Here is a 13989-nt window from a genome sequence, read left to right on the forward strand (position 1 = left end):
CACTAATGACTAATCACTAATGACTAAAAAAGGCAGCGCGACAATAAATGTAGTACCTTTGTCGATCGCACTTTCCACACTTATTGTACCGCCGTGCAGGTCAACGATGTGTTTGACAATGCAGAGTCCCAAACCCGATCCTTTAATCTTGCCTACATTAGCACCCCGTTCAAACTGCTGAAATAGTTTTCCTTGATATTCCGGTGTCATCCCAATTCCCTCATCTCGAACGCACAAAATTATTTGTTGGTTTTCGCAGCTTAAGTCTAAACTGACCTTCCCACCGTTGGGAGAATATTTAATAGCGTTTGAAAGCAAATTAGTCAGAAGGTGGTGCAGTAGTTTGGCATCGAGATTGGCGTGCAGCGGATTTGTGTGACTGCGGAAATATAGTAGGTGTTTGTCGGTGACGATAGGTTGCAGTTCTTCTAAAATAGAATTGCATAAATCCGTCGCATTGATCGGATTTAAGTTTAAGGAAATTTTCCCGGATTCTGCTTTGCTAAGCATTAAAATATCTTCCAGCAGCCCACTCATATTACTGACGGCTTTTTTAATTCGGTCAACATTTTTATTGCTAGTTCCAGGGTTTCTCTGCAAGTCGCTATCTTCTAACATTTCAGCCGATAACTGTATGGTAGTTAAAGGAGTGTTTAAATCGTGGTAAGCCATTGAAATAAAGCGCGATCTATTTGCGCTTTTTTCTGCTGCCAACGCCATTAATTTTTTCAACCTGACTGCTTCTTGATGTTTGCTCAATGCTATCTTGATAGTGGCGTGCATTTCTCTTTCTTTAAAAGGTTTGAGTAGGTAGCCGTAAGAACCAGTATTTTCGGCTCGCTGCAAAGTTTCGTCGTCAGCATAGGCAGTTGTATAGATAATTGGTATATCTAATTCTTGATTAATTATTTCTGCTGTTTCTATGCCGTCAATGTCGCCTTTGATAACTATATCCATTAAAATTAAATCGGGTCTTAGTTCGTGGGCGCGCTGGATTGCATCCGCTCCTGAAGAAACTATATCGGCGATTTGATATCCCAATTTCTCTAGTTTTGGGGATAAATTTTTAGCAATTAACAGTTCGTCTTCGACAATCAAAATCTTAATTAGTTTTTCGTCAAAACTCATATTGTTACAATCTTTGAAAGTAGTTTAATTCGTTAAATTTTAAGTGAAAGGATGTACCAAATTCTCGGGATATTTCGATAGTTCCTTCTAACTGCTCGGTTAAAGTGCAGACAACTTGAAACCCCATCGAGTGAGTTTTCCGAAAATCTAAGTTTTGAGGAAAGCCAATGCCGTTGTCCTTAACTAAGAGGTTGATTTCTCGATCGCCCGTTTGATAACATTCTACACTAACTGTACCAGTTGTGCCATCAGGAAAAGCGTGTTTCAGCGTATTTGAAACCAATTCATTGGCAATTAAACCGCAGGGAGTAGCGGTTTCAAGATTTAGGGAAATTGGCTCAGCTAATACCTGCAACTGAATTTGGTTGTTGCTAATATTGTAAGAGTGAAACAAATTACTTACCAAATCTTCGAGATATTCACCAAAATTAATTTGCGCTAAATTAGTCGAACGGTACAGTTTTTCGTGAATCAGAGCCATAGAATAAAGGCGATTCTGACTTTCTTCAAACATTTTGCTTACTTGCGGATCTGCAACTGTATTCGATTGCAATTCTAACAGGCTAGCAACTACGCAGAGGTTGTTTTTGACGCGGTGGTGAATTTCTTTGAGCAAAATTTCTTTTTCTCTGAGGGAGTTTTTCAAATTTGCTTCCGCTTGTTTGCGATCGCTCAGTTCAGCTTGCAGTTGCTGGTAAAGTAGAGATTGCTGAATGGCGATCGCCAATTGATTCACCAACTGCTGAAATAAATTGATTTCCCATTCTTTCCAATCACGAGGTCGATCGCATTGGTGGGCAATCAGCAATCCCCAAAGTTTGCTGTGCTGAATAATCGGCACTACTAACTTTGCCTTAACTTGAATTTGTTTCATAAACTCCATCACACAAGGTGTAATGCTGGGAGAATCCAGTTCGGAAATTGCAGAAATTCGCCCTTGCAAATAAAGCTGATAACTGTCAGGGGGAAAAACCTCTTCGCCAAAACATCTATCTATGAGTTGGCTGCATCCTTCTGCCACGGCTTCAGCAATGACTCGCCCGCCGCTTTTGGGTAAAAGTTGATAAACCAAAACTCGATCGGCTAATAATACTTGCTGGAGTTCGGCAACCGTGGTGTTAAGAATTTCCTCTAATTGCAAAGACTGGCGGACACGACGGGCGATCGCCTCCACAAGCCGTTCTTGCTCGAACTGCTGCCCTCTAGCGAGTTCGGCGTATTTAGAATTGCTAATATCAGCGGCATAACCAATAATTTCGATCGGAATGCCCATGCTGTCAACCAATAATTTTAGTTCCGTCCTTAGCCAGCGGTAACTTCCGTCTTGGTGTAGAAAACGATACTCGCAAATGCAATTTCTTTCCTCGGACAAATCCAAAAAATTTACTAGAAATTGTGGCCTATCTTCAGGGTGAATCCGGCTCGACCAAAATTTACAATCTGCTAACAATTCTTGGGGATAGTAGCCAACGATTGTCTGAACGTTGTCGCTGATGTAAGTAGTACAAAAGTCCCCCGTCGGTGCGGCGGTAAAAATTACCGCCGGATTAGAACCCAGCAAAAATTGCAGGCGTTCTTTTAACTGCTGAAATTCCATTTCTGCTCGCTTACGATAACTGATATCTTCGATCGCCCCCATACTGTAGAGAGGAATGCCCTCGCGATCGCGGATCAGCGTCACCGTTAAGTTTGCCCACATCAGCTCGCCATTCTTCTTAATCAAGCGTTTTTCCCTTTGGAAGCGAGAAATCTTGCCGCAGATCAACTGCTTGACTTCCTCTACATCTGCGTGTACATCTTCTGGATGCGTGAGTTCACTAAAAGTCATGCTAGCCAACTCCGAATCGCTGTAGCCCAACATCTGGCGGTGAGCTTCATTCACTTTGATCGTGCGGTAGTCGCGCACGGTTGCCAAACCAAGCGCGATCGGAGCATCGTCAAATAAGTTGCGAAACTTTTCCTCACTCTTTTGCAATGCAGCTTCTGCGTGTTTGCGAGCGGTAATGTCTCGGGCTACCCACATCACCCGATCACAATCCAGTGGCGAAATACTGGCATCAAACCAAAATAATTTGCAGCCAATTTCCATGCTGTATTCAACTCTGTGGGTTTCCCCAGATGCTAATGTTTGGCGAATGTGGGCGAGGGCAAAATTAGCTTCCGCTTCTGGGAAGATTTCGGCGAGGGTTTTGCCCAGCACTTCCGGAGCAGGTTTGTACAGCAGTTCGGGAGCCGTGGGGGCGATTTTGAGGTAGCGACCGCTTGCATCGAAAACCAGCACGATATCCGTCATGGCGTTAAACAGCGCCAGCAGTTCGGCTTCGGAGTTTTGAAGTTTTTCTTCGGTCAATTTGCGATCGGTAATGTCGGTGTCAGTGCCAGTCAGGCGTAATGCCTTGCCAGAAGGCGATCGGATCGCGCTGCCGCGGGCAAGTATCCAGCAGGTGCTGCCGTCTTTACGCACCATCCGGTGTTCTACTTCATAAATTTCTGTCACACCCTCTAGATAAGCATTTACTGCTTCGGCGACGGCAACTTGATCGTCGGGATGAACGTGAGACGCCCAATTTTCCATGCGGTTAGGAATCTCTGCGTCCTGATAGCCCAACAAAGCTTTCAAAGACGGAGCAATGTAGATTTCGTCGGTTTCCAAATTCCAGTCCCAAACCCCCACTTTGCCGGCCGATACTGCCATTTCATACCATTGTGTCCGCTGCTGCACTCTCCGTTCTAACTCTGTATTGAGCTGCTGCAAAGCGATTTCTGCTTGTTTGCGATCAGTGACATCCCGGCCTGCTGCTTGATACTCGACGATTTGTCCGCTCTCGTTGAATATAGCCCGATCGATCCACTGCTGCCAGCGAATTTCCCCGCTCGGCAAAATTACTCGATGTTCGCAGGTAAAAATAGGGTTTTCGGGAGACACAGAAGTATATTGCTGTTGAAAAATTTCTCGGTCTCCTTCTGGCAGCAGCGACATGAAGCATTTGCCGAGTAAGTCGAACTGCTGCAGGCCGAAATAACGGCAGTAAGCTTGATTGACAAAAGTTATTTTACCGTTGGGGAGGTAGCGGCAAATCAGTTCGGTTTGGTCTTCCACAATCGCCAGGTAGCGCGCCTCGCTCTGCCGCATGGCATTTTCGGCATTTTGGCGATCGCTGACTTTTTCTAGTTCACAATTACCCTCTAACAGTTCGCATTGTTCCTGGAGTTTTGCCACTTCTTGATGCAGTGCCTCTATCCAGCTATACATTGCTGGGCGAATACTTTTTTCACTGATTAAACCTACGAGCTGGCCCCGTTCATCTACAATTGGCAAGCAATCGATCGAGTATTGACAAAATAGCTTGAATGCGGTAGTAATATCTGTAAATTCTGATTCTTGTAAGACAATTAAATTCCGCGTCATTGCCTCGGCAACTTTCATGCCTTGCCATCCGTATTCGGCCGCGGCTAAGTTCAGCACATCTTCCGGGCTTAGCAGTCCGACTAGCTGATTTTCATCGACAACTAAGACGCAACTAATCGATGCTTTTAAAGTTTCGTTTGAGTCGGGAAGTGCAGGGGCATTAGGCAGTGGGCAAGGGTCGATCGCCCGACGCATCAGGGCGATCGCCTCTGGGAGCGAAGTTGAGGGATCAACCGTCACAGGGTGGCGATCGACAGCTTCGTCGGGCGATCGTAAATTGGCCGACAAATTAGCAAGTTCCATTAGTCTTGGTCAAAAAGTATTGCTAATTAACTTTAGCAACACTTTTCGTCATCAGCCAGATGACTGAGGAATGATGAGCTGCCTTATTTTATGCCAAGGAGAATATAAGTTTTCATTCCCCCTTTGCCCTTAACTTCAATAGTTCCCCGCTCCTGAAATACATATTTGTGTTCCAATAACTTATAAGTAGTTTCGCTGACTTGAATCCGCCAAGGCAAACCGTGAGATTCCATGCGAGAAGCAATATTTACTGTGTCGCCCCACAAATCGTAAATAAACTTTTTTATGCCAATTACTCCGGCAACAACCGGGCCGCTATGAATCCCGATGCGGATGCTAAAATATTTATTATGGCTAGCATTAAATCGGGCTATTTCTGCTTGCATATCTAGGGCCATTTGGGCGATCGCCTCTGCGTGGTCTGCCCTGGGTTCAGGGAGCCCTCCCACCGCCATGTATGCGTCGCCGATGGTCTTGATTTTTTCTAGGCCGTGCTGTTCGCACAAAAGGTCGAATCCTGAGAAAATCTTATTTAGGATCTCCACAAGGTCGATCGGATTCATGACGGCCGACAAAGTAGTAAACCCCACAATGTCTGCGAACAAAACAGTCACTTCAGGAAAGTATTCGGCAATAGTAGTTTCGTTTTGCTTGAGGCGTTCTGCTATTGCCTTGGGCAAGATATTTAACAGCAGCTTTTCTGATTTTTCTTGTTCTTCCCGCAGGGCATCTTCTGCTTGCTTGCGTTCCGTAATGTCGTGGTAACTCCAGACTCTCCCGATAATTGTATCTCCCAGCCGCTGCGGTTGCGAATAGCGTTCAAAAAACCTGCCGTCTTGAAATTCCAACAAGTCGTAACTTTCGGCTTCTGGCTGATCGTAAAGCGATTCTATTCTCTCTTGGAATGCTTGGGGCTCTTTGAGTTGGTTCAGGACAAAGGCGATCGTTGTGGCGTCGTCTCGCAGTGCCATCACTTCATCGGGTATGCCCCACATTTCCACAAATTGTCGATTGAAAGTGACAATTTTTCCACTCCTGTCAATCGCTAAAATACCGTCCGCAGTAGAATCAAAAGTTGCTAGCAGTAGGGACACAGATTTTGCTAGAGCGTCTTCGGCCATTTTTCGAGCAGTAATATCTCGCAAAATAGCGCGAATTGCTACTAGCGAGCCTGCCGCAAATTTACAGCTTATGCTACCTTCTAGCAAAATCTTTTCACGATGTTTAGTGACAAATATTAGTTCAATCGAGTCTGGATATAATGTATTTTCATTAACTGTTTTTTGAGTGATAGCTTGATATAATATATCCAGATATTCGGGGGAACTGTTCGGATGAATGATATCAAAAACAGTCATTTGATCAATTTCTGCTTCGCTGTAGCCCAGAGTTTCTCGCCAAGCCCGATTTACATACAAAAAATGACCGTCCTCTCCAATACTTTGAATCAAATCAGTAGCATTTTCAAATAAGTCTCGCAGTTGTTCTTCGCTTTCCCGCAAAGCTATTTCCGCTTGCTTACGCTTAATAAATTGACCTAGTTGGGAGCCGATAGTTGCCATTATCTGGAGCAATTCTTCATCAAAACACTGCACTTCGCGGCTGAATAAAATCATCACCCCCAACACAGACTTTGCAGAATTTTCAGGGTCATAGTCGCCCCAAATTGGGAAACCAAAAGCTCCGTGTAGTCCTTCTTCAGCAGCGATTTCGCGGCGCATACAACTGTCGCTTTTTGTGACATCGGCAATCCACTGAGAGGAACCGCTGGCCCAAACAAAACCGGGTAATCCTTCGCCAAACGCACAAGTCATTTGTTCGGTAAATTCGGCAAACTTGGGGATAGAAACTGAGCGTTTTGTCCAACTGGCGACGCACCGAAGCAAATTGGGATCGGAAACCGCAGTTATTCTCTTAGTTTCTGACAGCAGTTTTTCCCCAGATTCGGGCATCCAAAGTTCGGCCGTATCCCATCCCAAGCTGTCGCAAATTACGGGGAGAATTGCTGCTATAGCTTTTTTGATGGTTTCGGATGCCGACAGGATGCGAGTGGCGACGTACTGAGTTATTTGTCGCTGGCGGGCGCGCTGTCTATCTGTGACATCGCGGCCGATGTACACGAAATCTTGAAGGGCGGGTAAAGAGCCAGAAATACCTTTAATGTCAGTCGAAATCGCCGTACAGGAAAACGAAACTGTTAGCTTTTCTCCGGTTTTTGCCGTGCAAATTACTTCCGCGTGAGTTTGCGATTGTTGAGGCTCATCTTGGCTAACTGCTTGCAAAGAGGAGCCAAAAGCAGCAAGAGTGTCTATTTGCTGGCCTACTAATTCTGATTCACTGTAACCGAACAAATCTTGAGCAGCTTGATTGACTTTTTTAATTTTTCCCGATGCTGTTGTTACCAACAAAACTTCGGCCATTGAACTAATAATTTTTTCAACATAATTATTAGTAGCCGCTAAGGTACTCAATAAAATATCCATTTCATTGGTAGCTTGGACGAGAGTTTGTTCTAAAGCCATCCTGTCGCTTACGTCTTGAAAAAATATAATTAATCTATGATGATTTTCCTCATTGGTGAACTCGACAATATACATATCAAAATAAAGCCGCGAACCATTCTCTAATAGTCGCGTGATCGCTTTTAATTCAAAATTTGGCAACCGTTTTTCAAAAATATCGATTAAAATTTCTTCAGTTCCCACTAATTCTGGAAAGGGAATGCGAACATCGTTGCCGGCGACTACTTCTTCGGGACAGTCTGCAAACCGCTGCACTTGCAGAGAGATTTCTTGGATTAAAAAGTTTTTATCCAGTGCTAGGTACTCCAAGTGGTGTGGAACTAACAGTTTTTTTAACAAGGTTTTCATGTGAGATTTTTAGTGTTGAATGCGCCCTCTGGATCTAATTATCGAAAGTGAATCTATTTATCTCTGTTTCTCAAAGGGAATTCTGACTAAAAAGGTAGTGCCTAACCCTATCTTGCTGGAAAATTCGATTTGACCTCCGTGCAAATCTACACACTGCTTGACTATCGATAAACCCAGTCCTGTACCCGGTATTTTTCCGACATTTTTGGCTCGATAATAAGATTCAAAGAGTTGTTCTTGGTCTTCTAGAGGAATGCCAATGCCTGCATCTTTAATTTTAAATTTAGCTTCTTCATTATTCTGACAATTTAATTCAAAATAAATATGGCTGTCGAGGGGCGAATATTTGACCGCATTTGACAGCAAATTTGTCAAGATGTGCCGCAACAATTTGGGATCTAGTGCGGGCAACTGTTGCGTTTCCTGCGAGTCGATATCATTTTGTGTCGCGGGCGTAACTAATTCTTGATAAATAAAATTAATTGTATGATTTTTTCCATAACTAATTTTAATTGATTCTACTAACTCGCTGCAAAATTTTTTTAAGTTGACTGGTACGGGATATAATTCGAGTTTTCCTGCTTCGGCGCTGCTGAGCAACCGCACGTCATCTAATAGCTGAGCCATTTGTTGAGATGCTGATTTAACGTGTTGCAGGTATTGTTGTTTTTCCGCGTGGGTGAGGTCGTCGCCGTAGTCTTGGAGAATTTTAGTAGCAAACAATACTGTACTTAAAGGATTGCCGAATTCGTGAGCAATCATCGAGAAAAAACGAGATTTTACCTGTCTGAGTTCTTGCTCTTTTGCCAAAGACCGGCGAATTTCTATTTCTTGTTGTTTGCGTTCTGTGATGTCCCTACCTATATAAATGAAATCGTAAAGTCCCTCTAATTCTGTCTGAATTGCCGAACAGGAAAATTCTACCCAAATTTCTTCTCCTGCTTTAGTAGTGCAGACTATTTCTAGTTCTCTACGCAGCTCTTTTTGAGACAAAATATAGCTATGGCGAGCTTGGTAAATTAATTTTTCTTCTGCTAGTATTAAAGACAGGGGTTTGCCAATGAATTCTGCTTCGCTATACCCAAATAACCATTGTGCCGATTGATTGATTGTTTTGATAGTTCCTAATGTAGTTGTCACCAACAAAGCATCGCCCATCGAACGAATAACTTTATCTATATAATCTTTAGAAGCGGCTAAGGCACTAACCAAAAGATTAGCTTCATTCGCCCTCTGAATCAACGATTGCTTCATTACCATCTTTTCGGTGGTATCTTCAATCAAAATTAGCAATTTACTTGGCAAATCTTCTTGTTCCTCTTCATATTTGATAGCCAACATATCAAAGTATAAAGGGCGGTTCTGGTCGGCAAACCGAGCGATACCTTTGACTTCAAAACCGGGCAGCCGTCCCATAATGATAGACATGAGGATATTTTCAATGCCAATCAGTTCGGGAAAACTCAGGCGAGCATCTGCACCGGGTATCGCGTCGCCCGGAGTATCGGCATAATGCTGCACTTCGGCGGAGGTTTCCTGAATGATGAAATGGTGATTTACTAGAAAATACTGTGTTTGTCGCGGGCCCAACAGCTTTCTTAACAGGGGGTTCATACTTGTTCTACCATTGTGTAAGCTAGTTTGTAGAAAATTTCGTCAACGTCTTTGCCTGTTTTAGCAGATGTTGTGCAAACTGCTATTACTTTGTCTTGACCTATCGAATGGGACATTTCCACTAGCAGCGCCAATTTTTCCTCGTCAACCAAGTCTACTTTGTTCAAAGCGACGATAATTGACCCTTTAGGGTTGACCGAAGAATAAAGCTGAATGTGTTCGGAGATTCGCTCAACGGTTTCGGAGCGGCTGACATCGGCAACTATTAAAACGCCGCTAGCTCCCTGTAAGTAAGTCGGTGCTATTCCTTTGAATTTTGTATGTCCTTCTAAGTCCCAAATCAGCAACTTTGCAGTCACGTTTTCCCGCTGTTTTACCCCTTCTAATTCTACGATTTTGCTAGAAATTTTTACTCCCACAGTGGAGAGGTATTGGTCGCTGAATTGCCGATCGACAAAACGGCGGATTAGGCTGGTTTTGCCCACGCCAAAATCGCCGATCATACACATTTTTTTAGATATAGTAACTGACATAATTATTTACTGTTTACGGTCTTAGTTATTGGTTCAAATAGCACGCACCTGCTTAAAATTCGCGGTTGATTGGGTTCCACGTCGGCAGGAGGATGGGGGATGCCAAGCGTTTGGAGGCGCTTCGGATCAGCACCTTGCCGCACTAAAGCATCTCGCACTGCTGCGGCACGCCTGAGCGACAACTGTTGATTTGTAGCAAGTTCTCCACTTTGATCGCTGTGCCCAATTATCTTAATCTGTTTTTGAGGATATTGATCCATGATTTTTTTGACACTGGCGATGATTTCTTCATCTGTTGAGTCTAATTTGGTCGTTCCTTGCTCGAAGTAGATGCGGGTTGTAATCTTTAGCGGCTCTAATTTAATCGTACTGATGACCGACTGAACACCGGGAATTTGCTTCAGGGACTGAGCTATGTTCTGTGCCTCTGTACCGTCTCTAACTCGGCCTTCTACTGTAAGTTTACGATCGCCATACCGACTAGAAATAGAAACGCCCTCTCTCTGGTTCAAAACGGCGGTAATCCGCTGCACCTCTGCTGCCGTCAAAACTGGATCTGGGGGGACATCGACAGCTATAATTCTATTATCTAATTGCAATTTCGGTGCAGTTGATGCGGCTATTTTTGCAGCTTGTGCCCGCAATTCTTGATTTGGCAACTTTCCGGTTAGCTTTAAAGTTTTGCCATCAACTGCAACATCTAAGCGGTAAACTGCTAATTCGGGAGTGGATGCTAAAGCTGCGATGGCATTTGCTTCGAGGCGGCGCTCAACACTGCTGCGGTACTGATAAATTCCCCAAGGTACTAAGATTAAGCTCAAGGCGGCTAAACTGATAGCGGCTAGGGCGATCGGGGGTTTTGTTGATTTTTCCGTTTGTAGCGGGTCGAATAAAGTTTTTATAGACGGGTGCAGTGACTCCGGTATAGTACCGGGGTCGCCGTTAAAATCGTGAATGACTTGACCATAATTAAGGATGAGATGACTAACGGTTTGTCGTATTTTTTGGATGAAAAAGTTTGGCGGTTCTCCTTTAATCACGACGGCCATGTAGCAATATCCAGCTACTTCTAGCAGAATTTTTGAGTCGCCGTATTCAATTTGATTTAGTTCGGAAGATTCTCCCGGCTGCACGATACACTCGTTAACAAAGCTGCGAATAGCTGTGAGCATTCCTGCTACCATTTCTGATTCTAACTGGTAGCTTTCTGAGTTTTGAACTTCGGAAATTATTAAGCCTGATGCTTTGTGAATTAAGAATGCTGCTTGAACGGTGAAGGGTACTGATTCTTGGAGGATTAATTCAGCTTCGGAGACTCCTTGTACTTTGGAGCGAATTTTTCTTTTGAATCCTTCGACGCTGATGGCATTTGACACTTTTTCATTGATTGTCTTGATAGCTTCTGCCATGTATCGGGAAATTGTACTGCCAATTACGGGATAGAGCGCATCCACCATAGAGTCGCGTTCGAGTTTTATTTGGGCTGTAATCGCTTTACCCATTTCCGGTGCGATCGCCTGGGCGATCGACTCTTGGTCAAGGCGAATTTGCTCTTTAATTGCCAGACCAATTTCTGGGGCGATCGCCTTAGCGATATCCGCTGGCGAATTCACTATTTGTTGAGCAAGCGCCTCGGGAAGCAACTCAGCTATTGCCGCACTCATTGCCGACTTGTTTTCGACAGTTTTTGCCCTAATCACTTCGTCAATAATGGGGACGATCGCGTTGACAACTTCTTCTCTGGAATCGGCAATTTTTCGGCTAAGAATTTCTGCGATCCAAGGCAGCATCAACTCAATCAACTCTTGGGGTTCGTAGATTTGGTGCTCCAATTTTCCTAATTTATCGTCGATTGTTGCCATTAGGTGGCGCACCCCCGGCAAGTCGTTTTCTGCCAGCAGACTTTTCACTTGCTCGATATCAGAGATTTGAGAGCCGAACATCAGATTTTGCAGCCTTGCCATCGCGCTGTCGGCTTCATTTAAATCCTGTTTAATTTGACCTAATATTTCTGCTGGCTGCGATATCGGTGTGGGCTGTTCTACCAAGTTTGGCATCGATTGAAGCGAAGCAACCACCGGATCTAAATATGCAGTTTCTGGTGGCTCTGAGACTGTTGAAACTATGAAGTCATTGGGAATTTCCGAGGATTTTGACTCGGTTTCGGAACCGGAAACATCTTGTTGCCGATCGAACCCGTAGAATTTTTGAGTCTTGACTTCCTGTAGAGAATCTTTCATTGTCAAGTTAGACAATTTTTCGACAGGCTTTGATTCCTCCTCCAAATCCGGCTGGGCGATCGCGGAAACATCTATAGTTTTAGCTGAGGAATAGTCTTTTTCTAGTTCTGAAGTGTTGAGTTTGTGAGTAGCCCATAGCAAACTTTTGAACTCGTCTGCAACAGCCGGGGCATGGCCGGACTCCGGTTGGCGATCGCCAGTTTCGGGTACACTCGCTGCAACTTCCTCTGGCCCTTGCTCAGAAATACCTAACAAATCCATCAACCCGCCGAGGGCCCCAGCTTGATTGTTTTCGTCGCTGCTGTCTTCTTCGGGCTCTGCATTTTGCTGGTTGGAACCAGCAAAAATTTTGAGATCTACTAACAGATTCAGCAAGGGTTCTAGCTGGGTTGCTGCATCGGCAGCAGAATCGTCAGGTTGAGAAACAAAACCCTCTAACTCATTTTCGTCAGCCGGATTTTCTTTCGGTAAAGCCATGCGTTATTATCCGTTATGGTGGCGCTCCGGCAACAGAAATTCGGTATTTAACTTATTATCCGCAACGCCTTTAAGTTCGGGTACAAATTCTGTGCCTTTGAGTCTCATGCCGAGTTCAAACAGAATTTCTGCCATGTCGTCTCTAGAAACTTTAACATCTCGGAGCATAGAAAAGCGACGATCGAGCTCTTCAAAAACTTGTGTTTTCAAAGTGCGGCTTTCTTCAGATAGTCGATCTCTGGTTTTGGAGAGTTCGTCGCGAAGCGAACTGGTTTGATTGTCGATCGCCTCGTCCAGGGCTTCCATGCTGCTGGAGAATTTGCGGTTAACGCGATCGACTTGCTGACGAATGTCTGCGCTTTCTTCTTGGGTGTTTGAGGTGAGCGATTTTACTTTCTTTTCTAACGAATCTACTGCCGCCTTCATTTCTCCTGAAAGAACTGTTTTTACTTGTTCGATGCGAGTTTGCATATCTTGCTGCATCATGGACAAGTCGGAATCTATTTTATCGAAGCGATTGTCGTATTCTCTAAGCTGCGCTCCAAAAATTATATCCCGGATCTGGTCAATATTTCCCAGCCGTTCGCGCATTTCTTCTTTAGTTATTTCTGCCATACTTGTACCTGGAATCTCCGAAAATTGTGAGTTTAAGAACTGTGCTAGTGATTTACTACCGTTGTTGGTGGCACTAGCTTTTTTGAGTGGGTGGGCTTTTATTGTTTGAACTCTCACCCCTGCGTCGGGGATGGGATTATTTAGAGTCAAGACTCTAAATATCCTGAGATTCAAATTTTTGAGCCTGGTCTTGTCACCAAAAATGGCGATTTGCTATCCTTGGCTTGCAGCAAGCTCATAGAAGCGTAGATTTTACTGCTATACAGTACAGCGGGGTAGATTTTAATGTCTTGTACTGACATATTCAATCATATCGCATCTTGACATTGCCTCATACCACAGCGCTTGATCCCCGGCAAAAAGCAGGCGGGCGCGGGCGCACACGTCCAATTATACATAATATATAACTCAAAAGCTGCACCGATCGCTCGCCGATCGGCTCCGAGGGATGTTGCCTTTGACCTGAAAGCACTTATAAAGTCGAACTCTGCTCCTGTGATCCTGCGATCGCCCTATAACAATTCATAGGGCCCGATCGACAGCGACCAGACCCAATAATATGAGAACTTTGTTTTTTCTAACAAACGAGATGTGTTTCCGGTTGAGAACTTTTACTTACTAGGGTTTACAACTTGTGCAGCTTTACTTTTAATCCGCAACGACAACTAAGTCTGACTCGACTGCGGTTTGGCTTGACTGCTCGATCGGCAGTTCGCCACTATTCCAAGTTGTGTTCGGTTAATTTCTGCTGCGCCTGGGAATCTAGACCGGAGACACCATGTCTATATCCTAGAATTTTC

Annotated in this window: 7 protein-coding genes; all 7 read right to left on the reverse strand. The window is 44.2% G+C overall.

The annotated features are described in order from the left end of the window. Positions 1-9: 9 nt before the first annotated feature. A complete protein-coding gene (locus tag QT979_RS12960; RefSeq protein WP_333310350.1) occupies positions 10-1128 on the reverse strand; it encodes an ATP-binding protein in 1119 nt (372 codons plus the stop codon). 4 nt (positions 1129-1132) lie between these two features. Next, positions 1133-4840, reverse strand: coding sequence for a PAS domain S-box protein (locus QT979_RS12965; RefSeq protein WP_333310352.1), 3708 nt, complete (start codon positions 4838-4840; stop codon positions 1133-1135). An 83-nt stretch (positions 4841-4923) separates the two neighbouring features. Beyond that, the gene (locus QT979_RS12970) at positions 4924-7710 is read right to left on the reverse strand and encodes an adenylate/guanylate cyclase domain-containing protein (protein WP_333310354.1); all 2787 of its coding nucleotides are present in this window, start codon (positions 7708-7710) and stop codon (positions 4924-4926) included. A gap of 57 nt (positions 7711-7767) precedes the next feature. Beyond that, positions 7768-9324 carry a PAS domain-containing sensor histidine kinase gene (locus tag QT979_RS12975; protein ID WP_333310356.1) on the reverse strand — a complete coding sequence of 519 codons (1557 nt, stop codon included), beginning with the start codon at positions 9322-9324 and terminating at the stop codon, positions 7768-7770. Continuing rightward, on the reverse strand, positions 9321-9857 hold the full coding sequence (locus tag QT979_RS12980) for a Rab family GTPase (RefSeq protein ID WP_333209385.1): 537 nt from the start codon (positions 9855-9857) through the stop codon (positions 9321-9323). The genes QT979_RS12975 and QT979_RS12980 overlap by 4 nt, the downstream gene beginning before the upstream one ends. A gap of 2 nt (positions 9858-9859) precedes the next feature. Next, complete coding sequence (locus tag QT979_RS12985) at positions 9860-12574, reverse strand: OmpA family protein (RefSeq protein ID WP_333167162.1); 2715 nt, start codon at positions 12572-12574, stop codon at positions 9860-9862. 6 nt (positions 12575-12580) lie between these two features. Further along, positions 12581-13189 (reverse strand): hypothetical protein, encoded by a 609-nt coding sequence (locus QT979_RS12990; RefSeq protein WP_333167164.1) that lies wholly within the window; start codon positions 13187-13189, stop codon positions 12581-12583. Positions 13190-13989: the final 800 nt, after the last annotated feature.

Origin of the sequence: Microcoleus sp. w2-18bC1, from assembly GCF_036700365.1 — a bacterium.
Lineage (GTDB): Bacteria > Cyanobacteriota > Cyanobacteriia > Cyanobacteriales > Microcoleaceae > Microcoleus.